The sequence below is a fragment of the Rhodococcus sp. IEGM 1372 genome (assembly GCF_030056835.1).
Taxonomy (GTDB): domain Bacteria; phylum Actinomycetota; class Actinomycetes; order Mycobacteriales; family Mycobacteriaceae; genus Rhodococcoides.
Map to the genome: position 1 here is coordinate 280,020 of NZ_JASHKS010000004.1, position 23,076 is coordinate 303,095.

The following is a 23,076-nucleotide window of genomic DNA, read 5'->3' on the forward strand; positions in this document are numbered from 1 at the left end:
TCAGGCCGTCAGTTCGCGCAGTGCGGTCAGCTGCGCCACGCGGCCTGCGGTGTTCTCGGCGAGCGGCGCGACATTGAGGGTGGTGACACCCGCTTCGGCGAAGGCTGCGACCCGCTCCTTGACGAAGCTTTCCGGGCCGATGAGGTTGACCGCGCGCGCGAGCTCGTCGGGAACTGCCGCGGCGGCCTCCTCCTTCTTGCCGGCCAGGTAGAGGTCCTGGATCTTCTCGGCCTCGGCCTCGTATCCGTATCGCTGAGCCAGGGAGTTGTAGAAGTTCTTGCCCTTGGCTCCCATGCCGCCGATGTACAGCGCCAGATGTGGCTTGACCCAGGGGAGGTACTTCTCCGCGTCCTCGCCGATGGCCAGCGTCGGACTTGCGAAGACCTGGAGCTCGCCGAGTGACGGGTCACGCTTGGCCTTGCCTGCTGCGAGGGAATCGCCCCACACGTCGGCGGCCTTCTCCGGGAAGTAGAAGATGGGCTGCCAGCCTTCGGCGATCTCGGCGGTGAGTTCGACGTTCTTGGGGCCCAGTGCGGCAATGACGACCGGAATGCGATCGCGCACAGGGTGATTGATCAGCTTGAGCGGCTTGCCCAGACCGGTTCCCTGGTCGGCCGGCAGCGGGATCTGATAGTGCTTGCCCTGATACTGCACCTTCTCGCGACGCCAGACCTGGCGGCAGATCTCGATGACCTCGCGGGTTCTGGCGATCGGTGCGTCGTACTTGACGCCGTGGAAGCCCTCGACGACCTGCGGTCCCGATGCGCCGAGCCCGAGCACGAATCGGCCCTCGGAGACGTAGTCGAGACCGGCGGCGGTCATGGCGGTCAGTGATGGTGTCCTGGTGTAGATCTGGAAGATGCCGGACGCGATCTTGATCGTGTTCGTCTTGGCCGCGAGGAATCCGAGTTGGCTGACGGCGTCGAACGAGTAGGCCTCGGGCACGAAAATGATGTCGAGACCTGCCTTCTCGAGCTCGGCGACCTCGGCAACGGTCTCGTTGAAACCACCGCTGTAGTTCAGCATCGTTCCGATGTGCATGGGACTCCTCGTTCGGTGAGTAGCTGGTGCAGCCACTTCAGGTACCTGTTACGGACATTTCACATCGGGACGTTACCGCTCCCTGGGGAACCGATGTGAGTCGGCGCACGTCATAGTGAGAAAGGGGTACTCGGAGGGGGAACGGGAACGTATGAGCGACGGAGTTCGGGTGGACGCGGACCGGGTTCGCGGGGTGGCAGATGCATTGGTGTCGTCGGCGGAAGTGCTCGGTGACGCCGCCGATTCCGTCGCCGACGCAGGCTTCGGCGCAGCCGGGGCCGGACGGAACTACGGTGACCTTGGCGCTGCGTACTCCCAGGCGTACCTCGGGCTCGGGCGTGCAGTCGGGGCATGGCGGTCCGCGGTCGACGACATTGCCGATGCCCTCACCACCGCGATGAACGAGTACGAGCAACAGGACGACGCCACCGCGTACGCGATCGAGTCACCCCGGTGACACCTCCTTCGGCCTCGTCCGGTGACAGGGCGTCGATCGACGAGATTCTCGATGCGAACGCAGAAGGATTGCTGTTCTTCGAGCGCTTTCTGCCGCTGGTCGGCCGTGTCCCGGGCGTCGAGGTTCCGCAGTACCAGGACATGTGCGCCAGGTACGACGAGCAGCGTGGGCTGAACCTCGGTGCACTCGGACACGATGCAGACGCCGTGGGGACGGTGTCCGCAGTACTCGCCGATCAACTCGAGGAGCAGATTCAGCTTCGTAGAGTCCTGCAGTTGCGCTGGCACGGCGACGCGGGGGATGCCGTGCAGACCTACCTTTCGGCCGAACAGGAAAAGGCTTCCCAGTTCCTCGCGTCGATCGAAGATTCTCACCAGACGATGTGTGCGGCCGTCGACGTTCTCCGTGAGGCAGTGACCGACAAGGCCGAGCTCGTCGGCGGCCTCGACACCGACCTGGTGGACGGCAAAGACGTCGTCCAGATCGATGCGATTCTGCTTGCGTCGGGAATCGAGTGCCTGCCGGTCGATCGAGAGTCGGTGTTCCCACGATTGGCGTCTGCGTTCGAGGATCTGAACGACGGTGTGCGCAGCGGCGATGTCTCCGACGAGTTCGCTGCCGAGGTGACCGAACGCTGCGGGCGCTGGATCGACACCGAGTTCGTTCCGCGGGTGCAGGGCACGTGCGAGGCCGTCCTCGCAGCATGCAGCGCCACGGACACCGCCGTCAGAGACTGTCTGAAGTTGGTGGTGGACATTCTGGGCAGTGTCCACGAGCCTTCGTTCGGCGGACTCGACGAGCGCAGTTGGGCACTCGAGCCCGGTACAGCAGTGCCGTGGACGGGGCCCGACAGCTCTTCGGTAGACCCGACTCCTGCCGGGATCGGTTCCACGCCTGCCGGTTCCGGAGTCGGACCAGCGGTCGGACCCGCCGCTGTCGGGCCGCCAGCGGTCGGACCCGCCGCTGTCGGCCCGGCCGTCTCGCCATCCGGCGGCAACGCACTCGCCGGATCGGACAGTGTGGATCCGGCCGAATCCCTGATCGCCGACGGTCGTGTCGTCGATCGATTGGCCGATTCTCTGGACGGACTCGTGGATCGAGTCGTCGCCGAGATCGTCGACCGTGTCGACGACGCGCTGGCCGAGACGATCGACAGTGGAGATCTCCAGGGCTCAGGCGACACCGCAGTCGACAGCCGGACAGGTGACGAGAACACCGAGGGAGCTTCTCCGGACATGAGCGCCTACCGGCAACCCGAGTCGGACCCGTTGCCGCAGCCCGGGCAGTCGTTGCCCGGGGCCGGTGACGAGCGCGGCCATCTCGAGGCCGAGCTCGACGGGCATCGCGCCCGCATCGCACTCGAACACGACGGCACGGTGTCTGTCGAACTCGAGACTCCCGGACTCGGAACTCGCTCGTTCGAGCTCGGAATCGGACCGCTCGGCCTACCTCAGATCGTCGAGGTCCCCGGTGTCGTCGACGCGGTGGACGCGCCGGCCCCGGCGGCAGCGGTGCCGTCCGAATTGGAACCCCCGTCCGAACCGGAACCCCCGTCCGAACCGGAACCCCCGTCCGAACCGGAACCCACTGCCGAATCCGTCGCGGCGGCGGAACCCGTGCAGGCGGCGGAACCCGTGCCTCCTGTCGAACCTGTACCGGCTGCCGAACCGGCACCCACGTCCGAATTCGACTCGGATGCATCGGTGCAGTGCACGCCGGAGTCACCCGACATCGAGCAGCCTGCTGTGCAGCATCCGGTGGTTGCGGATCGACCGGTCACCGATCCGCAACCCGCCGACACGGGTAGCGGCGCGGGCCTCAGTGAAGCAGGGGAGCTGTGAGCACCGACAGTGGGTGGCGTCGGGAGTTGCATCGAATACGCGATGAGCACCGCATCGCGATGGGGCGGGCGGCGGAGACGTTGAGTCGGGCACAGGCTCCGGCAGTCGACCGAGGCGGACGGAGTTCAGCAGAGGTGAGCGGAGCGGACTCCGACGTCGAGCCAGGGTCGGGCTCGGTGCTGCAACCGGCTCATCTCGACCAGCGAGAGCCCCCACCGCACGTCGAGACCGAACCCGACGAACGGCCGAGGTCCTGGCTGGTCTGACAACAGCCTGGACTAACCCCGTCCGAGCAGCGCCTTGATCGACGCGGACGCCTTGGGCTTGGGCTGCGCGTCGAGAGGCGCGTGTGGATCGACAGCTCTGGTGCCGTCGATCTCGCCGGTCGATCCGGCCAGTTCCTCGTAGTCGGAGTCACCGGTCAGATGGAACAGCAGGAAGGCCGTCAGGACGGCGCGGGTGCGCTGCTGAGTCTTGCGGTCGGGCTTGTTGATACCGAGTGCGCCGAGTATCCGGCGACCCTCGACGAAACCATCTGCGGTCGAGCCGTCGATTCGCCGCAGGATGGACGGCCCGTGCCAGGCCTGGGCGAGAGCGAGTGAATTGTCGGTGAGCGAATCGGCGTTCGAGTTGTCTCCGACGACGAGTCCCGGCATGGAAAGGCCGGCTGCGGCGTCCTCGGACGAGGGCGCAGTCGGTGCGGGGAACAGCGCGGCGACGGCCTTGATGTCCGATCGTCGGGAAGCGGCGAGCACTGCGGTGCCTGCACCCATCGCGTGGCCCGCCGTGGCAAGTTTGTCCGGATGCACGCTGATGTTGCCTGGGCCCAGTCGCACGCCCGTCATGATGTCGAGCACAGTGCCCAGATCGGTGGCGAGGCCGCGATGAGACGGTACGAGACCGTGCTCGGTGTCCGGAGCCGCAACCACGATGCCCCAGGACGCGAGATGCTTCAGGGTGTCGGTGTAATGACTGGGACGCAGCATCCAGCCGTGTGCGAAGGCGACGCCGGGCAGGCCGTAACCCTCGGCTGGGGTGTAGACGACACCGGGTTGCCCGGCGAGGGCCAGGTCGCCTCGCAGCACCTTGTGCGGGCCGCGCTTGGAGAGAGCAGATGCCAGCTTCTTCGGTTTCGCCACGAGAGATGACGCTACCGAACCGCGGCGCGTCAGGGGGACACCGGACACGTCAACCTGAGCGAATGGGTCGTGCGCGCCCCGCCGAGTACCCTGATTGTCCATGTGCGGAATCGTGGGTTACGTCGGCCACCGCCCAGCTCTGGGTGTGGTGGTCGAAGCGCTTCGGCGTATGGAATATCGGGGTTACGACTCCGCGGGCATCGCCATTCTCGACGGTTCGGGAGCGACAGCCGTCGAGCGCAAGGCGGGTCGACTGGCGAATCTCGAAGCCGAACTGGACGACATCGGTACCGATACGTTCGTCGGCACGACCGGAATGGGTCACACCCGGTGGGCGACACACGGCCGTCCCACCGATCGCAACGCGCATCCGCATCGGGACGCGTCCGGAACGGTCGCGGTGGTGCACAACGGCATCATCGAGAACTTCGGACCGCTGCGTGCCGAACTGGAAGCGGTCGGGATCGAGTTCCTCTCCGATACCGACACCGAGGTCGCGGTACACCTGGTCTCGCGTGCTTACGCCGATGGCCCGACCGCGGGCGATTTCGTGGCCAGCGCAAAAGCAGTCCTGCGTCGTCTCGAAGGTGCGTTCACCCTGGTGTTCACCCATTCCGATCATGCGGACACGATCGTCGCGGCGCGCCGCTCCACGCCATTGGTTCTCGGCGTCGGCGAGGGCGAGATGTTCCTCGGGTCCGACGTCGCTGCCTTCATCGAGCACACTCGCAACGCTGTCGAACTCGGCCAGGACCAGGTTGTCGTCATCACCGCCGACGGCTACGACATCAGCGATTTCGAGGGCAACGAGGCGCAGGGGCGTCCGTTCCGAATCGATTGGGATCTGGCAGCCGCCGAGAAGGGCGGCCACGACTACTTCATGCTCAAGGAGATCCAGGAGCAGCCCGCCGCAGTGGCGGACACGTTGCTCGGCCACTTCGACAACGGTCGAATCGTGCTCGACGAGCAGCGACTGTCCGATCAGGAGTTGCGCGACGTCGACAAGGTGTTCGTCGTGGCCTGCGGTAGCGCGTACCACTCGGGCCTGCTCGCCAAGTACGCGATCGAGCACTGGACTCGGCTTCCGGTCGAGGTGGAACTGGCCAGCGAATTCCGCTATCGCGACCCGGTTCTCGATCGATCGACCCTGGTCGTCGCCATCTCGCAGTCCGGCGAGACTGCGGACACTCTCGAAGCAGTTCGGCACGCCAAGGATCAGAAGGCCCGGGTTCTCGCGGTGTGCAACACCAACGGCTCGCAGATTCCGCGTGAGGCCGACGCCGTGCTCTACACGCGTGCCGGTCCGGAGATCGGCGTCGCGTCGACCAAGGCCTTTCTCGCGCAGGTGACCGCGAACTATCTGGTCGGGTTGGCGTTGGCGCAGGCTCGCGGCACCAAGTATCCCGACGAGGTCGCGCGTGAATTCGCCGAACTCGAAGCGATGCCCGAGTTGGTGCAGCGGGTGCTCGAGACGGTCGAACCTGTTCGGGCGCTCGCACGAGAGCTCTCGACGGCCACGACCATTCTGTTCCTCGGCCGACACGTCGGGTACCCGGTTGCGCTCGAAGGCGCGCTCAAGCTCAAGGAACTCGCGTACATGCACGCGGAGGGATTCGCAGCGGGCGAGCTCAAGCACGGTCCTATCGCGCTGATCGAGGACGGCGTGCCGGTGATCATCGTGATGCCGTCGCCGAAGGGTCGTGCGGTGTTGCACTCGAAGATGCTGAGCAACATTCGCGAGATTCAGGCTCGTGGTGCGCGAACGGTCGTCATCGCCGAAGAAGGCGACGAGGCCGTACGGCCTTTCGCCGACGATCTCATCGAGATCCCGGCAGCCTCGACGCTGTTGCAGCCCCTTCTGTCGACGATTCCGCTGCAGGTGTTCGCCGCCGAGGTCGCGCAGGCGCGCGGCTACGACGTGGACAAGCCGCGCAACCTGGCCAAGTCCGTCACCGTCGAGTAGCGCTCGGCATGCGCGGTTACTACACACCCGAACAGATTCGGAATGCGGAAGCGCCGCTGCTGAACTCGTTGCCCAACGGTGTTCTCATGCGGCGCGCCGCGTACGGCTTGGCGACCGTCGTGGCGGGCGAACTGGCCGCGCGCACGGGAGGCGTCGCCGGGCGGCGCGTGACGATTCTGGTGGGCACGGGCGACAACGGCGGCGACGGTCTGTGGGCGGGGACATATCTGCGTCGCCGCGGTGTCTCGGTGTCGGCTCTTCTGCTCGACCCGATGCGGGTGCACGCCGAAGGTCTTGCAGCCCTGCGAGCGTCGGGCGGACGAGTGGTGACTCGGTGCGGACCTGCCAACATCGTGGTCGACGCCATCGTGGGAATTTCCGGCAAGGGTCCGTTGCGGCCCGATGCGGCTGCGGTGGTCGAGCAGATCACCGCACCGATCGTGGCCGTGGACATTCCCAGCGGAGTCGACGCGGAGACCGGTGCCGCACCGGGCCCGGCCGTGACCGCCGACGTGACGGTGACGTTCGGAGCCCGCAAGCCTGTGCATGTACTGGCCGTACCTCGTTGTGGCCGAATCGAACTCGTGGACATCGGCCTCGAGCTGCCCGCGCCGGCGATGGCGTCGCTCGAGCCGGCCGACGTAGGACGGGTGTGGCCGATTCCCACGGCCGCGGACGACAAGTATTCGCAGGGCGTGGTGGGTGTCCTGGCCGGCAGCGCCACGTTCCCCGGTGCCGCACTGCTCTGCGCGGGCGCGGCTGTCGCGGCCACCTCCGGGATGGTCCGCTACGTGGGAAGCGCAGGCGCAGAGGTCGTGTCGCACTATCCGGAGGTCGTTGCCGCCCCGGATCTCGACACGGTTGGGAGGGTGCAGGCGTGGGTGGTCGGTCCCGGTTTCGGCACCGACGAGGGATCCGCGGAGATCGTGCGTCGAGTTCTGGACACGGACCTGCCGGTGGTCGTCGACGCGGATGCGCTCACTGTCCTCGCACAGAACGAAGGCTGGGTTGCCGGACGCGCCGCACCGACCCTGCTGACCCCGCATGCCGGAGAATTCGCCCGCCTGACCGGATCCGACCCCGCACCCGACCGAGTGGGATCGGTTCGAGATCTCGCCGCGCGTTGGGGCGTCACCGTTCTGCTCAAGGGACGGGCGACGATCGTGGCCGATGCGGACGGCACCACGTTCGTCAGCGATGCCGGAGAATCGGCCGCGTCGACGGCCGGCTCGGGCGACGTACTGTCGGGCATTCTCGGGGCCCTGCTCGCGTCGGGAATGGCACCGTCCACGGCGGCTGCCTGCGGAGCGAAGGTCCACGCCCTGGCCGCGGCACGTGCGGCTCACGGTTCGGGCGGAGAGTTCGCGGCACCCATTTCTGCGAGCCCGCTGTGTGAGGCCATTCCCGACGCGATCCGAACAGTGCGCTCACTCACTCTGTGACCGTGGTCGTGCGTGGCCCACGTCCGACACCAGGTGTGTCACGAGTTGTGGCACCCTGATCCGTCGTATCGGCGGCCCGGATGGCACTATCGAATGTTGTGACTATCGGCTGCGACGACGAGAGGACCGATCCTCGGACGGGTTCGGGCGCTGTGGCGTCCGTCGACCTCGACGCAGTTGCTCACAACGTCCACGTGTTGCAGCAGTTCGCCGGGGACGCCGCTGTGATGGCGGTCGTGAAGGCCGACGGATACAACCACGGTGCCGTCGAAGTCGCACGCGCCGCAGTGGCAGCGGGGGCGCAGGAGCTCGGCGTCACCACCATCGGCGAGGCCCTCGAACTCCGGGCAGCGGGAATCACGGTCCCGGTGCTGGCGTGGTTGCATCGAACGGATTCGGACTTCGCTGCGGCAATCGCCCAGCAGGTGGGGATCGCGGTGTCCACGGCCGCCCAGCTCGATGCCGTGGTCGACGCCGCGCGTCGAGTCGGCCGAACCGCAGATCTCTCGCTCAAGATCGATACCGGGCTCAACCGCAACGGGGTCGCGGAGGCTGATCTCGACGACGTCCTCGACACGACGGCGGTTGCCGTCGCGGAGGGCACCGTTCGGTTGACCGGAATGTTCTCGCACCTGGCATGCGCCGACGAGCCGGGTCATCCGGCCAACGATGCCCAGGCGGAGCGGCTTCGAGACGCGGTGCGGCGCTCCACCCGCCGCGGAACACCTCCCGCCGTCGTGCATCTGTCCAACTCGGCTGCCACGTTGACCAGACCCGATCTCGGTTTCGACATGGTCCGCCCGGGTATTGCTCTGTACGGCTTGTCGCCGGTGCCCGAGCTGGGAACGTTCGGACTGCGTCCGGTCATGACGCTGTCGGCGCAGGTGGCGAACATCAAGAAGGTGAGCGAAGGTGAATCGGTGTCCTACGGCTACACCTGGACCGCTCCCGCAGACACCGTGGTCGCACTCGTCGCTCTCGGTTACGCAGACGGTGTCGTTCGCCGCCTCAGCGGGCGGTTCGAGGTGACCATCGGAGGTCGCCGCTACCCCTCGGTGGGGCGCGTGTGCATGGATCAATTCGTCGTAGACCTCGGTGGCGGCGGCTCGGGTGTCGCGGTCGGCGACGAGGCGCTACTGTTCGGGCCAGGGGACAGGGGAGAAGCGCACGCTCAGGATTGGGCGGATGCGCTCGACACAATCAGCTACGAGGTCGTCACCGGCATTCGTGGACGTGTTCGACGACGGTTCGTCGCCGAACACTCAGGGGAGGCGACGAAATAGATCATGCTCGGATTGCTGCAGAGTATTGCAATTGTGGTGCGCGAGACGGCGTTCCGGTCCAACAAGGATCCACTGGCCACCGAGAATCTCGACCTGATGGATGCCGACCGAGGCAGTATCGTCACCGCTGACGACGGCGTGCCGCTCGCGGTTCGCGAAGTCGGTCCGTCGGATGCCGAACTGACCGTGATATTCGTACACGGTTACTGCCTTCGCACGTCGTCGTGGCATTTCCAACGGCGTGCACTCGAACAGCAATGGGGTTCGACGGTCCGCATGGTCTTCTACGACCAGCGCGGTCACGGGCGGTCGGGAGTACCGAGCCCGGAGAGTTGCACCATCGGTCAACTCGGCCTCGATCTCGATGCGGTGATTCGCTCTGTCGTACCCAAGGGCCGCATCGTTCTCGTGGGGCACTCGATGGGCGGGATGTCGATCCTGTCCATGGCGCGGCAACGAGCGGACGTGCTGCGCCAGCGAGTGATCGGCGCAGTCCTGATCTCGACGACAGCTGCCGGTCTCGCGCAATCCGGGGTGGGTCGTAGTCTGCAGAATCCGGCGGTCGACGCGTTCCGGCTCGCGGTGCGGACGTCGCCCGGCTTCGTGCAGTTCGGTCGCGGAGCTGTGCGCGCGCTCATCTCACCGGTACTGCGCGCGGCGTCCTACGGCACCAGGGTGTCCCCACGACTGGTGGCATTCTCCCAGTCGATGATCGACGACACGTCCGTCGTCACGATCGTCAATTTCCTCGAGACGCTCGAGTTGCACGACGAGTCCGAGGCCTTGCTGGAATTCGAGAACATTCCGGTATCGGTCGTGTGTGGCGACGAGGATTGGATCATTCCGTTCGCGAGCTCGGAGGCTCTGGCTCAGGCCCTGCCGCGTTCGGAGATGGTGCGTGTGCGCCAGGGCGGGCACCTGGTTCAACTCGAATTTCCGGAACAGGTCAACGGTGCGATCGCGCGCCTCGTGGCACGGGCAACGGAGGCCGCGGGCAAGAAGCGGCGGTGGGGCGTTGTCTGACGAGCCGCTGATCTTGCCGGTGGATGTCGAATTGGCCACTGCCGCAGACACTGCCGAGTTCGGTGCACGGCTTGCGGACGTTCTGGTCGCCGGCGATCTGGTGATTCTCGACGGCCCGCTCGGTGCCGGAAAGACAGCCATGACGAAGGGGATTGCGGCCGGACTCGGTGTGCAGGGCCGCGTCACCTCGCCGACGTTCGTGATCGCCCGTGAGCACCGGGCCGGGTCGCGGCCCCGTGGTCTGCCGCCGGTTGCGCTCGTCCACGTCGATGCGTATCGGCTGGGGATGACGGGGCAGTCGGCGCTCGACGAACTCGATGCCCTCGACCTCGACACCGACCTCACGGACGCCGTGGTCGTGGTCGAGTGGGGTGAGGGATTGGTCGAGAAGCTGTCGGACGGCCATGTGTCGGTTCGTCTGACGCGTGACCCGGACTCCGACGTTCGACGCGCGACGGCACGCCGCGTGGAATCGGTGGTCACGCCGCAGCACTGAGCTCGGCCGGCTGTGCACGACGGCAGTGAGTCGGCATGCGAGCGTGCGGGTAATCTGAAACATCGTGCTTGTACTTGCCGTCGACACCTCGACCCCCGCCGTCACCGCAGGTGTGGTGAGTCTGACCGAGTCCGCCGTCGGTGCAGTGGCCACGACGCTCGCCACGCGGGTTCGGGTGGACGCGCGATCGCATGCAGAAATACTCACCCCCAACATCCTCGAGTGCCTGTCCGAGGCGCAGATCACCGCCGCCGATCTCGGTGCCGTCGTCGTCGGCGTCGGTCCAGGGCCCTACACCGGCTTACGGGTGGGAATGGCGACGGCAGCGGCCTTCGGTGACGCACTCGGTCTTCCGGTGTTCGGCGTCTGCAGTCTCGACGCCATTGCCTCGGATGTCTCCGAACCCGGGTCCCTGTTGGTGGTGACCGATGCGCGTCGACGCGAAATCTATTGGGCGCGTTACGAAGCGGGAGTGCGAGTCGCGGGACCCGACGTTGTGGCCCCGGCCGAACTGGACCGTGTCGGGGTCGATTCGGTCGCCGGATCGGCACCGCATGCAGCGGCATTCGAGCTTCCGATTCGTGATGTGCAGGCACCGTCTCCGGCCGGACTGGTCGCGGTGGCCGCCGCCGATATCGGCAGCGGGATCGTCCCCGGCCCGCTCGTCCCGTTGTATCTGCGCCGCCCCGACGCCAAGACGCTCGACGAGCGTGCCGCAGCGAAGGCTCTGAAGTGACCGTGTCGATCGAGTCGATGACGGCGGCGGATGCTGCTCGGTGCGCGTATCTCGAGACCGTGCTGTTCCCGGGTGACGACCCGTGGGCCGAGGATGCATTCATCGCGGAATTGGCCGCGCCACACAATCATTACGTCACCGCGCGAGAGAACGATGAGGTCGTCGGCTACGCAGGCATCTCGCTGCTGGGGCAGCCGAGCCGCGGAGCGTTCGTCGTCGGTGAGTCCGAGGTGCACACCATCGGAGTCGATCCGTCGCATCACCGCAGGGGAATCGGCGGGCGTTTGCTGGACGAACTGCTGCGCGTGGCCGACGAGCACGGTGGGCCGGTCTTTCTCGAGGTGCGCACCGACAACGAGCCCGCCATCGAGCTGTACCGACGTGAAGGGTTCGAGATCGTGGGCACCAGGGCCGGGTACTACCAGCCGAGCGGGGCCGACGCCTTCACCATGCGTCGGCCCCAGAAGACGAAAGGATCGGCCCGATGATCGTCATGGGTATCGAAAGTTCCTGCGACGAAACAGGAGTCGGGATCGTCCGCTGGGGCGGAGCGGGGACGTGCGAGCTGATGGCCGACGAGGTCGCCTCCAGCGTCGACGAACACGCGCGGTACGGCGGAGTGGTGCCCGAGGTGGCGTCGCGCGCACATCTCGAAGCGATCGTGCCGACCATGCGGCGGGCTCTGGCGGCCGCGGACATCGAGCGTCCCGACGCCGTCGCGGTGACGATCGGGCCGGGGCTGGCCGGGGCGTTGCTGGTCGGGGTTGCCGCTGCGAAGGCGTACGCCGCGGCCTGGGGCGTGCCCTTCTATGCGGTCAACCATCTCGGTGGCCACGTCGCGGTCGATACGCTCGAGCACGGCCCGATGCCGTCGTGCGTGGCGCTGTTGGTCTCCGGAGGTCACACTCATCTGCTGCACGTCGACGATCTGTCCCGGCCGATCGCCGAGCTCGGGACCACGGTCGACGACGCAGCCGGGGAGGCCTTCGACAAGGTTGCGCGGCTCCTCGGATTGGGGTACCCGGGTGGTCCGGCACTCGATGACGCTGCGCGCGACGGTGATCCGGCTGCGATCGCGTTTCCCCGAGGCATGACCGGCCCACGCGATGCCCGTTACGACTTCTCTTTCTCCGGGGTCAAGACGGCGGTCGCTCGATTCGTCGAGGCCAGGCAACGTGCGGGAGATCCGATTCCTGTCGCCGACATCGCGGCGTCCTTCCAGGAATCCGTCGCCGATGTCCTGACGATGAAGGCCGTTCGCGCGGCAACCGACGTCGATGTCGACACGATCGTGCTGGGTGGGGGTGCCACCGCCAACTCTCGCATTCGTTCGCTGATCGAAAGTCGTTGTGCAGAGCAGGGTTTGACGCTGAGAATTCCGAAGCCCCGACTGTGTACCGACAACGGCGTGATGATCGCAGCACTGGGTGCCCACCTGGTTGCGGGCGGAGCCGAGCCGTCGGCGTTGACCGCTGTGACCGACCCCGGCCTCTCGGTCGCGACCAGTCAGGTGCCCGGCTGAGCGTCCTGCGTTGCGGCTGTGGTCTCGGACGAACGCGGAGCCGACGGCTCGGCTGCCGACAGTGGATCGGTCGGGGATCCGGACGCCGCGGGAGCTACGACCGGCGGCGACCATACCGTCGGTGGTGCCGTCAGTTCCGGGGTGGGTTCCGAACCGCTGACATCGGTGGTCGGCACGGTGATCGACTCGGTCGGCACCGGAGTGAACTCGGGTGTGACCTCGGTAGTGGGCTCGGGCGTCGGGCCGGGAACGATCTCGGTCGTATCGCTCGGGTCCGAGGACTCGATCGGTTCGGAGGGTCGAACCGGAGTCGTGGTGACCGAGGTCGGCGGCTCGATCGGGATCCCGGTGGTGGCGTCGGGGGACGCCGGGTTCGTGGTGGGGTCGATCGGCCAGTCGATCCGCGGGAGGTCCGGTGCGGGACGCAGCGTCGGGGTACTGGTCGGCGGAGCGGTCGTGGTGAACCGCGCCGACGATCCGGTGGCGTCGACCGAGGTCGCCGTGGGGTCGGATCGATCCCCAGGGGTGCGTCCTGCCGTCGTCGGACTCTCGTCGGGGGAGTAGCCCCCGGTGGCCGGCGTACCGGTATCGCTGGATTCGGTCGCGGATCGCGCGGTACTTCCGGCCGGAGAGACGCTGGCATCGTCGGCAGGCGTCATCGTCTGCACGCCGTAGGCGAGAACGAGACCACCTGCGACGACGGCGGCCGCGATCGCACCGGAGTATCGGCTCATCCGGGTCGCGGTGTTGCGCGTGGCCGAGACGAGTTGGTAGCCGCCGCCGTCGGCCGACGCGGCAACGGAGGCAGCGCCGACGGCAAGAACGGCGTCGGGCTCGGACATTCGAACGACCGGGGCGTGGAACATGTCGGTGAGCGTGGCGGCGAGCAAGGGGATGTGCGCCCCTCCACCGATCAGCACGATGACCTGGGGTTCGTGAGTGCTCTCGTCGAACACGTCTCGGGCGAACTCGGCGGCGGTGCCGAAGATCGGGGTCGCGGCGGTGTCGAACGCGTCCCGGGTGACCGTCAGCGGGATTCCGCTGTAACGCGCGATGCTGACTTCGTCCGAGTGGGACAGCTGTTCCTTGACCGATCGGTACCGCGCGGACCCGATTCCGCGGTCGTCGCGGATGTCGTCCCGAAGGTTGTCACGGGTCATGTCCTGCACGAGGTTCCTGACGAGCACGTTGAGTGCGTCGCCGCCGACGGCGTCCGATCGGCCGTGCGCCAGTACCTTGTCGGTGGTCCGATCGGTGACGGTGACCGACATGCCCGAGGCACCGAGATCGACCAGCGCGATCGTGTCGTATCGATCGATCAGGCCGGTGGTCGCCAGATGCGCGGACGCGGCAGCGGACTCGGGTACCAGTCGAACATCGCGGGTGGTGTGGGCCAGCGCGGCGCGAATACCCGCAGCGTGCTCCTCGGTGCGGTAGGTGACGGCGATCGCGTCGGGCGACCGGTGACCGGGAATCAGAGAGGCCATCAGTTCGATGGCCGAGGTGACCAGATCGCCGATGTCGGTGTTCGCTTGGCGATCGGTGGATACGGTGCGGTACTCGACCGTGCGACTACCGTCGGTGTCGACGGTGACGAGGGCTGCGCACACGACCTCGGATCCGGTGGATATACCCACGCCTACTCGCATGCTGCACCTCCCGCCCCTGTGTACCTGTCCGGAATCGACTGCTCTGTGTGCCATGTCGCGGCACGGCTGTCGACCGTTATCGCTCGGACAGCTCCGTTATCGTAACGTTACTTCGTGCCTCATCGCGAGCGTAATATGCCGCTCGGTAGGTTCTTCGGTGAGAGTTCATAGCCTCCTACCTGGTCGTTCGATGACTTCGCGGACGCCGGTAAAACAGCGGGAAACGACTCCGGTGTTCGGCGTTTCGGGTCCTGATTCGCCCGTTTTCGGATCTTTGTGGTGGTGCGGGAGGGCGCGTGCGCACGCGTGCGACCCACGCGTCACGAACCTGGCGAACCCAGCCCTTGAGTGCTGGCACTCTCGTGTATAGAGTGCTAGTTGGCACCGAGCGAAGTCCCGGCACCCGCGACGACGGGAACGAGTTCAGGCCGTGATTGTCAGAACCGCAGGAGAAGTACTTACACACAGCTGTCCGGGGATCCGACCCCGGACGCGTACCCCATAACTTTGGAGGGCTCAACGTGGCGAGCGTGAAAATCAAGCCGCTCGAGGACAAGATCCTCGTCCAGGCCAACGAGGCCGAGACGACGACCGCCTCCGGTCTGGTCATCCCCGACACAGCCAAGGAGAAGCCCCAGGAGGGCACCGTCGTCGCCGTAGGCGAAGGCCGTGTCACCGAGAAGGGCAACCGCATCCCGGTCGACGTCAAAGAAGGTGACACCGTCATCTACAGCAAGTACGGCGGCACCGAGATCAAGTACGCCGGCGAGGAGTACCTGATTCTGTCGGCACGCGACGTGCTGGCTGTCATCGCCAAGTAGGCCACAACGCATCCCGCCCCGGTATCCGATTTTCGTGTCGGTCCCGGGGCGGTGTGCGTTCGATCGAGTTTCTTTACTCGAAGGAGTAACACCGAAACATGGCAAAGCAAATCCAATTCAACGAGGAAGCGCGCCGCGCACTCGAACGCGGCGTCGACAAGCTGGCCGACGCCGTCAAGGTGACGCTCGGGCCGCGGGGACGCCACGTCGTCCTGTCCAAGGCATTCGGCGGTCCGACCGTCACGAACGACGGTGTCTCGATCGCTCGTGAGATCGACCTGGAAGATCCGTTCGAGAACCTCGGCGCGCAGCTGGTCAAGAGCGTCGCCACCAAGACCAACGACGTTGCAGGCGACGGAACCACCACCGCGACGGTCCTCGCGCAGGCGCTCGTGCGTGGCGGTCTCAAGAACATCGCCGCAGGTGCCAACCCGATCGCGCTCGGCACCGGCATCTCCAAGGCGGCCGACAAGGTCGCCGAGGCTCTGCTCGCCGCAGCAACCCCGGTCGAGGGCAAGCAGGCGATCGCTCAGGTCGCCACCGTGTCCTCGCGTGACCCCGAGATCGGTGAACTCGTCGGCGAGGCGCTCACCCGCGTCGGCGCGGACGGCGTCGTCACCGTCGAGGAGTCCTCGACGCTGCTCACCGAGCTCTCGGTCACCGAAGGCGTGCAGTTCGACAAGGGCTACCTCTCGCCGTACTTCGTCACCGACGTCGACGCGCAGGAAGCAGTTCTCGAGGACGCGTACGTCCTGCTGTACCGCGAGAAGATCACCTCGCTTCCGGACTTTCTGCCTCTGCTGGAAAAGGTTGCCGAGAGCGGCAAGCCGTTGCTCATCATCGCCGAGGACACCGAAGGTGAAGTTCTCTCGACGCTGGTCGTCAACTCCATCCGCAAGACGATCAAGGCCGTGGCGGTCAAGGCACCGTTCTTCGGTGATCGTCGCAAGGCGTTCCTCGACGATCTCGCGGTCGTGACGGCCGGCCAGGTCATCACCGCCGATGTGGGTCTGAGCCTGAAGGAAGCCGGACTCGAGCTGCTCGGTCGCGCTCGTCGCGTCGTCGTCACCAAGGACGACACGACCATCGTCGACGGTGCGGGCACGCAGGACGACATCGACGCGCGCGTCGGTCAGCTCCGCCGTGAGATCGAGAACACCGACTCCGAGTGGGATCGCGAGAAGCTCGAAGAGCGTCTGGCGAAGCTCTCGGGCGGCATCGCGGTCATCAAGGTCGGCGCTGCCACCGAGACCGAGCTCAAGGAACGCAAGTTCCGCGTCGACGACGCTGTGGCTGCGGCCAAGGCCGCCGTCGAAGAGGGCATCGTCCCCGGCGGCGGTTCGGCTCTGACTCAGGCAGCGTTGGCTCTGGCCGACGACCTCGGCCTGACCGGCGACGAAGCCACCGGTGTGGCCGTGGTGCGCAACGCACTCAACGCACCGCTGTTCTGGATCGCCTCCAACGCGGGCATCGACGGTTCCGTCGTCGTCAGCAAGGTGGCAGAACTGCCGAAGGGACACGGATTCAATGCCGCGACCCTGACGTACGGCGACCTGCTGGCCGACGGCGTCGTCGATCCGGTCAAGGTGACTCGCTCCGCTGTGGTCAATGCCGCGTCGGTTGCACGCATGATCCTGACGACCGAGAGCGCGATCGTGGAGAAGCCGGAAGAGGCCTCCGAGCCTTCTTCCGGGCACGGACACGCTCACTGACGTTCATGACACGAGAAAGCCCCCAACCCCTTTCGGGTTGGGGGCTTTCTCGTGTGTTCGGGTGACTACACCGCAATGCGGCGGCGGTTGTGACGAGCGTGCAGTTCTCGCTCGGTCTCCGACATTCCGCCCCAGATCCCGTAGGGCTCGCTGACGTTGAGAGCGTGTGTACGGCACTGGGCGAGGACGGGGCAACTACGGCACATTTCCTTCGCCCGCATCTCGCGCTGTGCTCGTGCCCGGCCCCGCTCGCCGTCCGGGTGGAAGAACATGGACGAATCGACGCCACGGCACAGGCCGTGCATCTGCCAATCCCAAATGTCGGCGTTCGGCCCAGGGAGGTGATTCGGCTGCGGCATGGAAACTCCTAGGGTGGTGTGGCTTCTCGGATTCGTGATCCGAATGCCGACAACGTTATGTGGATCGACGAAATCGAGTCAATAGTTCTCTGTCGTGTGCAAATGCATAGTTATGGGGCAAAGAATTAACACGGGCGATATTTACTTCGACTCACCCGCGTGCGTGTCCTTCCTGTTGAAGAATCCGTCGACGCGGGAGACGATGGGAAGGGCATCGGCATTCCGGCTGTCGAAGCGAAGTCGCGGAGCTCAGTTGTCGGGCGTCGGTCGTCAGGGTGATCGCTCGATGCGACCGGCATGACGTAGTTGGTGTTTCGCCTGATCACAGGCGTTTCGTTGGTGCTTCGGGGCAGCTCCGATGCACGCGTCGGGTGAGGCGTCGATCCATTCGGTCGAGGCCGCGCGAGGTGTCCGACACGATTGCGCGGATCGCCGTACGGCGACCGAAGGGGCGCACGGACGGCTTGCGACGCATCGGTTGCCGATCGTGTGACCGACTGCGCCGATTAACCTATTCGCCACACAGCGTTCAGATTCTCGTCTTCGAGTCGGCTGCGTTCACATTGTTAATTCCTTGAAAACTGCATTCTGTTCACGCGAAACGACGCGCTGTTGTCCCTTTTCGTACCGACAGTGAATTCGCCCCACGCAATTGCGTCGCGTCGTATCGGTAGGACTCGGACGCCGTTCGTCATCGGCGATGGCCCTACCCTTGCCTCCGTGCCTTCAGAGCAGAGCTCGCTGTCCACCGCGACGCAGTCCGAACTCTTCGACGCCGCATTCGGCGGCAAACCCGGCCGATTCCCGCTGCCCGCAGCCACCGATCCGCGAGAGAGCTGGTTTCGCAGTGTCGCGTTGGCAGGGCAGGGCCGGTACAGCGCCGCCGGAGTCGAGCTTCGGCGGTATCGACCCCGCAGCGCGGAGCTTCGATCGCTGCACGCGTCGACCACGGCGTCGTGGTTGCGTCAGGTGGGCGAACACGAGCGAGCCCGCCACTGGGACGGCATCGCGGTCCTTCTCGTCGGACTCGGGGGACCGCCGAGATCGACGGACTCGGTGGAGGCCCGGAGCGATGCGCTGACCGGCCTGGCCGCAGATGCGTTGGGAATCGGACGTTTCGGCCTCGCGGACACCCTGTTGGCCCGCAGTGCGGAGCAGCGGCAGGACCCCGCCGGTCGAGGGCTGTGGCGTCCGGCACTACGGGCGTCGTGGGTAGCGGCCGAGCTGGCGATGATGCGCGGCGACGGGCCAGGGGCGGTCCGACACGCCGAGAACGCTCGGGCTCTCGCCAACGATGCCGATTCGTTACGCCACATCGTCAAGACCGACCTGGTGTCTGCGGCGGCGCTGAGCTGTATCGGTGAGACCGGACGTGCTCGTGAGTCGGCCGTTCAGGTGGCCTGCGCTGCGGAGATGGCCGGGCTGCTGCCCTTGCGCTGGGCCGCCACGATGCTCTGCGAAGGAACCGGCGGGGTCGACGCCGGGATGGCCTCGTCCGCCGACCTGGCCGCCGCGATCGATCGCCTGGGTGGTTCGACGGTCGGTTGACCAGGACCTGGGTCGAAGGCGGACCGATTGGTTCGGTTGTGGCCGGGTGGTGTCGCTATCCTTGGTCTCGTTCCACCACCACGTGGAAGCGCTCCCATGCGGGTGCGTACCTGTAACGCGGGGAAATTTGTCGACGATGAACAGTGCGGGTGAGGAGTTGGACTCTTTCGTCGTTGCCGCAGCGCAAGGCGATCGACTGGCTCTGTCCCGGGTCTTGGAATTCATCCGACCACTCGTCGTTCGGTACTGCCGGGCACGGGTCGGTTCGGCTGAGCGCGGTCAGCTTTCGGCCGACGACGTGGCGCAGGAGGTCTGTTTGGCAGTCATGACCGCCTTGCCGCGATACCAGGATCAAGGTCGTCCGTTCATGGCATTCGTGTACGGCATCGCGGCTCACAAGGTCGCCGACGCCCATCGCAGCGCCTCGCGTAACAAATCGGACCCGGCCGCCGAAGTACCAGATGTCGTGTCGATGGAGCACGGACCGGAGCAACGCGCTCTCGAATCCGAGTCGAGTCGACAGATGACTGCACTGCTGGACACCTTGCCCGCCAAGCACCGCGAAATTCTGGTGCTCCGACTCATCGTCGGATTGTCGGCCGAGGAAACAGCAGCCGCCGTCGGCAGCACTGCAGGCGCTATCCGCGTGGCTCAGCACCGAGCTATCGCAAAACTGAAGAACGAAGTTGTGAGAGCAGGTGAAATGTATGGCTAGGGACAATGGTCACGGTGGCCCCGGTGAGACGCCGCGTCGCGGAATCTCGCGTATCGGTGAGCACGTGAACTCCACTGGACCGAAGCAGAACGATCCCTATGCCGACATCGGCGCAGACGGTGGTCCTGTGGACCTCGTCGCCGTACGTCGTGACGATGCGTTCATCGACGCGATCAGTGGCGACGGACCGATTGCCACCGATGACGCAGACGAGTACCAACTCGCCCTTCTGTTGGCCAATTGGCGAGCAGACGTGATCACGCCGGCGATGCCGGCCGGACCCTCCCTCGACGTGGTCGTCGCCTCCGTCGAACGCGAGAAGCTCGCCGCCGACATGGCGCGCTCGAGCTCGGCCAACCGCGGTGGACGCATGCGTCTGCTGCGTCCCATCGCCGGTGCCGCAGCCGCGATCGCCGTCGTGATGGGTGGCCTGGTGGTCATCTCGTACAACTCGACACCGGACGATCCGCTCTGGAGCGTCAAGTCGGTCGTCTTCTCCGAGCAGGCGGATTCGACTGTCGCTCAGATCGATACGACGTCGAAGTTGCAAGAGGCGGAGAATCTCCTGTCCTCGGGGGACACCACTGCCGCTCGCGCACTCCTCGACGGCGCGTCGAACAGCAGTTCCGCTGTTCTCGACGACGGTCAGCGCGCCGAGCTGGACCAGTGGCTGGAACGTCTGCTGCAGGAATTGCAGGCTCTGACGCTGCCTGCTCCTGTTCCGCTCCCTGCGGAGGTCGTCCCGGCTCCGGTCCCCAGTCCGGATGTCTTCGTGCCACCGGCACCGGTGGAGCAGGTCACGCCCGACACCACGGGCGTGCCGAGCACTCCGGCTCCGGCAACGACGACGCCCGAGGTCCCGCCCACGACGACGACGCCGAGCCCGACAACGACCACCGACGTCGTGCCGACGGTGCTGCAAGAGCCCGGTCAGCCGACGGCAACCGCCGGCGGCAGCAGCTCCTCGGAGAACCGCGACCGTATGTCGGTTCCATCCGGCGGCAGCTGACAGGTTTTCGATCCTTCACCGGCAACGAAGAAGCCCGACACGATCATCGTGTCGGGCTTCTTCGTGTCGGAAGTCAGGGTTCAGCTGTCGAATCCGTCGCCGTGCAACGCGTCGTTCATCGAAGCGTCGGCGAAACCTCGGCAGTAGTCCCAGGTCACGTAGGCGTCGGGTACAGGGTCATAGGCAGGCTCGTGCGGCCGGACGGTTCCGTCGACGAGCAGCTGGAGCAGATTCGCGCGCAGCATGTCCCAGTCGTGGTAGTGGTCCTGCTGGCAGTCCTCGCAGCACACGACGAGACCGCGGATGCCGCGGTGGCCCAGGAGAGCCTCGTAGACAGCCAGGTCCGCCAGGTCCTCTTCGACGGCCAGGCGCTCCTGAGGATCGAGGGGCTGGCCTGGCTCGATGGCGTCGAGGGCGGCCGACGGGTCGGCTGGGTCTCCGGCGAACGGATCCGGGGGTAGACCGGGAGGCAGTTGATCGCGCACGCCTCCACGGTACGCAGGACTGGTGGGTCTGCGCCAGCCGTTCGAACGCGACATGCCGGACGTACCCGCCACCGACAACGCCGAGGACCGTCGTTTCGGGGCTCGCAGGCCACTGACAGCGAGACGCATTCGCACTGGTTGTGCCCTAGCCGATACCATGGTTCACGGCGCTGAACAGATGAGTGCAAGTGCCGAAACTCCATCCGTTCTCCAATCCCGCACTGCGGTGCGCCTGCGAGCTCTCACCGGCCGCACGCCGCGCCGAAGTGCAACCAGGCTCTAGGGAGGGCCAGATTCGCATGAGTAGTCCCGGAGCCCACGTCCGCACAGGCGGCGACGATCCCAACAAGGTCGCGATGCTCGGCCTCACGTTCGACGACGTCCTGCTGCTGCCGGCCGCTTCGGATCTGATTCCCAGCTCGGTCGATACGTCCAGCCAGATCACCCGCGAGATCCGCTTGCGAGTGCCGCTGGTCAGCTCGGCCATGGACACCGTCACCGAGGCCCGGATGGCCATCGCCATGGCCCGCGCAGGCGGTATGGGCGTGCTGCACCGCAACCTGTCACTGCAGGATCAGGCATCCCAGGTCGAGACGGTCAAGCGTTCGGAGGCCGGGATGGTCACCGACCCCGTCACCTGCAAGCCCACCGACTCGTTGGCCGAGGTCGACGCCATGTGTGCGCGGTTCCGTATCTCCGGTCTTCCCGTCACCGACGAGACCGGCGCACTGGTCGGCATCATCACCAACCGCGACATGCGATTCGAGGTCGATCAGAATCGCCGCGTCGCCGACGTGATGACCAAGGCCCCGTTGATCACCGCACAGGAGGGCGTGACTGCGGAAGCGGCGCTCGGCCTGCTGCGCCGTCACAAGATCGAGAAGCTGCCGATCGTGGACGGCAAAGGTGCGTTGACCGGCCTGATCACCGTGAAGGACTTCGTCAAGACCGAGCAGCACCCCGATGCCACCAAGGACCGTGACGGTCGTCTGCTGGTGGGTGCCGCTGTGGGCGTCGGGCAGGATGCCTGGGCTCGGTCGATGGCGCTGACCGACGCCGGGGTGGACGTCATCATCGTCGACACCGCACACGGCCACAATTCGCAGGTGCTCGAGATGGTCAGCAAGCTCAAGGCGGAGGTGGGCGACCGCGTTCAGGTCGTCGGCGGCAACGTTGCCACCCGCGCGGGCGCACTCGCTCTCGTCGAGGCAGGCGCGGATGCGGTCAAGGTGGGCGTCGGACCGGGATCGATCTGCACCACCCGTGTGGTCGCGGGTGTCGGCGCTCCACAGATCACCGCCATCCTCGAAGCCGTGGCCGCGTGCAAGCCGCACGGTGTGCCGGTCATCGCCGACGGCGGTATGCAGTTCTCCGGCGACATCGCCAAGGCTCTCGCTGCCGGTGCCTCGACCGCCATGCTCGGATCGTTGCTGGCCGGAACCGCCGAGTCCCCGGGTGAGCTGATCCTGGTGGGCGGCAAGCAGTTCAAGAGCTACCGCGGAATGGGTTCGCTCGGCGCGATGCAGGGACGCGGGGGAGCGAAGTCGTTCTCCAAGGACCGCTACTTCCAGGACGACGTGCTGGCCGAGGACAAGTTGGTGCCCGAGGGCATCGAAGGTCGCGTCCCGTACCGCGGACCGTTGAACCAGGTCATTCACCAGCTCACCGGTGGTCTGCGCGCTGCGATGGGGTACACCGGGTCCACCTCGATCGAGGACCTGCAGAAGGCTCAGTTCGTGCAGATCACGGCGGCCGGGCTCAAGGAGAGCCACCCCCACGACATCACGATGACCGCAGAGGCCCCGAACTACACCACCCGATAGTCGCTTCGGCCT

Annotated in this window: 22 protein-coding genes; 17 read left to right on the forward strand and 5 right to left on the reverse strand. The window is 66.2% G+C overall.

What is annotated here, in order from left to right; genetic code table 11:
• The gene (locus QM590_RS07675; protein ID WP_269594413.1) at positions 1-1,041 is read right to left on the reverse strand and encodes an LLM class F420-dependent oxidoreductase; all 1,041 of its coding nucleotides are present in this window, start codon (positions 1,039-1,041) and stop codon (positions 1-3) included.
• A 151-nt stretch (positions 1,042-1,192) separates the two neighbouring features.
• On the opposite strand from QM590_RS07675, the gene QM590_RS07680 reads away from it, so the two are divergent.
• The 3 genes from QM590_RS07680 to QM590_RS07690 are packed head-to-tail and all read left to right on the forward strand — an operon-like array spanning position 1,193 to position 3,605.
• Complete coding sequence (locus QM590_RS07680; RefSeq protein ID WP_094639145.1) at positions 1,193-1,498, forward strand: type VII secretion target; 306 nt, start codon at positions 1,193-1,195, stop codon at positions 1,496-1,498.
• The gene (locus QM590_RS07685; protein ID WP_269594414.1) at positions 1,495-3,339 is read left to right on the forward strand and encodes a hypothetical protein; all 1,845 of its coding nucleotides are present in this window, start codon (positions 1,495-1,497) and stop codon (positions 3,337-3,339) included. Before QM590_RS07680 ends, QM590_RS07685 begins: the two co-directional genes overlap by 4 nt.
• Positions 3,336-3,605 (forward strand): hypothetical protein, encoded by a 270-nt coding sequence (locus tag QM590_RS07690; RefSeq protein WP_149405354.1) that lies wholly within the window; start codon positions 3,336-3,338, stop codon positions 3,603-3,605. The genes QM590_RS07685 and QM590_RS07690 overlap by 4 nt, the downstream gene beginning before the upstream one ends.
• Before the next feature lie 12 nt (positions 3,606-3,617).
• On the opposite strand, the gene QM590_RS07695 is transcribed toward QM590_RS07690, so the two are convergent.
• Positions 3,618-4,478, reverse strand: a complete 861-nt coding sequence (locus tag QM590_RS07695) for a dienelactone hydrolase family protein (protein WP_269594415.1) — start codon at positions 4,476-4,478, stop codon at positions 3,618-3,620.
• A gap of 100 nt (positions 4,479-4,578) precedes the next feature.
• Between QM590_RS07695 and glmS the strand changes: the two genes are divergently transcribed.
• From glmS to tsaD, 8 genes are all read left to right on the forward strand, one after another.
• Positions 4,579-6,441 carry a glutamine--fructose-6-phosphate transaminase (isomerizing) gene (gene glmS / locus QM590_RS07700; protein WP_269594416.1) on the forward strand — a complete coding sequence of 621 codons (1,863 nt, stop codon included), beginning with the start codon at positions 4,579-4,581 and terminating at the stop codon, positions 6,439-6,441.
• 8 nt (positions 6,442-6,449) lie between these two features.
• The gene (locus QM590_RS07705; RefSeq protein WP_269594417.1) at positions 6,450-7,883 is read left to right on the forward strand and encodes an NAD(P)H-hydrate dehydratase; all 1,434 of its coding nucleotides are present in this window, start codon (positions 6,450-6,452) and stop codon (positions 7,881-7,883) included.
• 80 nt (positions 7,884-7,963) lie between these two features.
• Positions 7,964-9,166, forward strand: a complete 1,203-nt coding sequence (gene alr / locus QM590_RS07710) for an alanine racemase (protein WP_411741301.1) — start codon at positions 7,964-7,966, stop codon at positions 9,164-9,166.
• 3 nt (positions 9,167-9,169) lie between these two features.
• A complete protein-coding gene (locus QM590_RS07715; protein WP_269594418.1) occupies positions 9,170-10,189 on the forward strand; it encodes an alpha/beta fold hydrolase in 1,020 nt (339 codons plus the stop codon).
• On the forward strand, positions 10,182-10,685 hold the full coding sequence (tsaE, locus tag QM590_RS07720) for a tRNA (adenosine(37)-N6)-threonylcarbamoyltransferase complex ATPase subunit type 1 TsaE (protein WP_149405357.1): 504 nt from the start codon (positions 10,182-10,184) through the stop codon (positions 10,683-10,685). The genes QM590_RS07715 and tsaE overlap by 8 nt, the downstream gene beginning before the upstream one ends.
• Positions 10,686-10,749: 64 nt before the next feature.
• Complete coding sequence (gene tsaB, locus QM590_RS07725; RefSeq protein WP_269594419.1) at positions 10,750-11,421, forward strand: tRNA (adenosine(37)-N6)-threonylcarbamoyltransferase complex dimerization subunit type 1 TsaB; 672 nt, start codon at positions 10,750-10,752, stop codon at positions 11,419-11,421.
• Positions 11,418-11,909: a ribosomal protein S18-alanine N-acetyltransferase gene (gene rimI, locus QM590_RS07730; RefSeq protein ID WP_269594420.1), complete on the forward strand. Its 492-nt coding sequence runs from the start codon at positions 11,418-11,420 to the stop codon at positions 11,907-11,909. The genes tsaB and rimI overlap by 4 nt, the downstream gene beginning before the upstream one ends.
• Complete coding sequence (gene tsaD / locus QM590_RS07735; RefSeq protein WP_269594421.1) at positions 11,906-12,943, forward strand: tRNA (adenosine(37)-N6)-threonylcarbamoyltransferase complex transferase subunit TsaD; 1,038 nt, start codon at positions 11,906-11,908, stop codon at positions 12,941-12,943. The genes rimI and tsaD overlap by 4 nt, the downstream gene beginning before the upstream one ends.
• Here the strand turns inward: tsaD and QM590_RS07740 are convergent.
• Positions 12,928-14,592, reverse strand: coding sequence for an Hsp70 family protein (locus tag QM590_RS07740; RefSeq protein ID WP_269594422.1), 1,665 nt, complete (start codon positions 14,590-14,592; stop codon positions 12,928-12,930). The genes tsaD and QM590_RS07740 overlap by 16 nt on opposite strands.
• Before the next feature lie 521 nt (positions 14,593-15,113).
• Between QM590_RS07740 and groES the strand changes: the two genes are divergently transcribed.
• Both groES and groL read left to right on the forward strand, forming a co-directional pair.
• Positions 15,114-15,413: a co-chaperone GroES gene (gene groES, locus QM590_RS07745; protein ID WP_008718149.1), complete on the forward strand. Its 300-nt coding sequence runs from the start codon at positions 15,114-15,116 to the stop codon at positions 15,411-15,413.
• A gap of 98 nt (positions 15,414-15,511) precedes the next feature.
• Positions 15,512-17,125 (forward strand): chaperonin GroEL, encoded by a 1,614-nt coding sequence (gene groL, locus QM590_RS07750; RefSeq protein ID WP_149405362.1) that lies wholly within the window; start codon positions 15,512-15,514, stop codon positions 17,123-17,125.
• A gap of 65 nt (positions 17,126-17,190) precedes the next feature.
• Here the strand turns inward: groL and QM590_RS07755 are convergent, their stop codons facing one another.
• Complete coding sequence (locus QM590_RS07755; protein WP_027496361.1) at positions 17,191-17,484, reverse strand: WhiB family transcriptional regulator; 294 nt, start codon at positions 17,482-17,484, stop codon at positions 17,191-17,193.
• Positions 17,485-18,204: 720 nt separating this feature from the next.
• Between QM590_RS07755 and QM590_RS07760 the strand changes: the two genes are divergently transcribed.
• The 3 genes from QM590_RS07760 (at position 18,205) to QM590_RS07770 (ending at position 20,756) form a co-directional block, all read left to right on the forward strand.
• Entirely contained in the window at positions 18,205-19,032 is an 828-nt protein-coding gene (locus tag QM590_RS07760) for a hypothetical protein (RefSeq protein WP_269594423.1), read from the forward strand.
• Between the two features lie 136 nt (positions 19,033-19,168).
• Entirely contained in the window at positions 19,169-19,747 is a 579-nt protein-coding gene (locus QM590_RS07765; protein WP_032397500.1) for a sigma-70 family RNA polymerase sigma factor, read from the forward strand.
• Positions 19,740-20,756, forward strand: a complete 1,017-nt coding sequence (locus QM590_RS07770) for an anti-sigma-D factor RsdA (RefSeq protein WP_269594424.1) — start codon at positions 19,740-19,742, stop codon at positions 20,754-20,756. Before QM590_RS07765 ends, QM590_RS07770 begins: the two co-directional genes overlap by 8 nt.
• An 80-nt stretch (positions 20,757-20,836) precedes the next feature.
• Here the strand turns inward: QM590_RS07770 and QM590_RS07775 are convergent, their stop codons facing one another.
• Positions 20,837-21,241, reverse strand: coding sequence for a DUF5319 domain-containing protein (locus QM590_RS07775; protein ID WP_032378069.1), 405 nt, complete (start codon positions 21,239-21,241; stop codon positions 20,837-20,839).
• 299 nt (positions 21,242-21,540) lie between these two features.
• Between QM590_RS07775 and guaB the strand changes: the two genes are divergently transcribed.
• Positions 21,541-23,064 (forward strand): IMP dehydrogenase, encoded by a 1,524-nt coding sequence (guaB, locus tag QM590_RS07780; protein ID WP_188078559.1) that lies wholly within the window; start codon positions 21,541-21,543, stop codon positions 23,062-23,064.
• Positions 23,065-23,076: the final 12 nt, after the last annotated feature.

Coding starts and splice junctions, on each gene's coding strand:
- QM590_RS07740 (WP_269594422.1), bottom strand. CDS start 14,592: ATGCGAGTAGGCGTGGGTATATCCACCGGATCCGAGGTCGTGTGCGCA.
- alr (WP_411741301.1), top strand. CDS start 7,964: ATGGCACTATCGAATGTTGTGACTATCGGCTGCGACGACGAGAGGACC.
- groL (WP_149405362.1), top strand. CDS start 15,512: ATGGCAAAGCAAATCCAATTCAACGAGGAAGCGCGCCGCGCACTCGAA.
- QM590_RS07705 (WP_269594417.1), top strand. CDS start 6,450: ATGCGCGGTTACTACACACCCGAACAGATTCGGAATGCGGAAGCGCCG.
- guaB (WP_188078559.1), top strand. CDS start 21,541: ATGAGTAGTCCCGGAGCCCACGTCCGCACAGGCGGCGACGATCCCAAC.
- QM590_RS07770 (WP_269594424.1), top strand. CDS start 19,740: ATGGCTAGGGACAATGGTCACGGTGGCCCCGGTGAGACGCCGCGTCGC.
- QM590_RS07765 (WP_032397500.1), top strand. CDS start 19,169: ATGAACAGTGCGGGTGAGGAGTTGGACTCTTTCGTCGTTGCCGCAGCG.
- QM590_RS07755 (WP_027496361.1), bottom strand. CDS start 17,484: ATGCCGCAGCCGAATCACCTCCCTGGGCCGAACGCCGACATTTGGGAT.
- QM590_RS07675 (WP_269594413.1), bottom strand. CDS start 1,041: ATGCACATCGGAACGATGCTGAACTACAGCGGTGGTTTCAACGAGACC.
- tsaD (WP_269594421.1), top strand. CDS start 11,906: ATGATCGTCATGGGTATCGAAAGTTCCTGCGACGAAACAGGAGTCGGG.
- QM590_RS07680 (WP_094639145.1), top strand. CDS start 1,193: ATGAGCGACGGAGTTCGGGTGGACGCGGACCGGGTTCGCGGGGTGGCA.
- glmS (WP_269594416.1), top strand. CDS start 4,579: ATGTGCGGAATCGTGGGTTACGTCGGCCACCGCCCAGCTCTGGGTGTG.
- QM590_RS07715 (WP_269594418.1), top strand. CDS start 9,170: ATGCTCGGATTGCTGCAGAGTATTGCAATTGTGGTGCGCGAGACGGCG.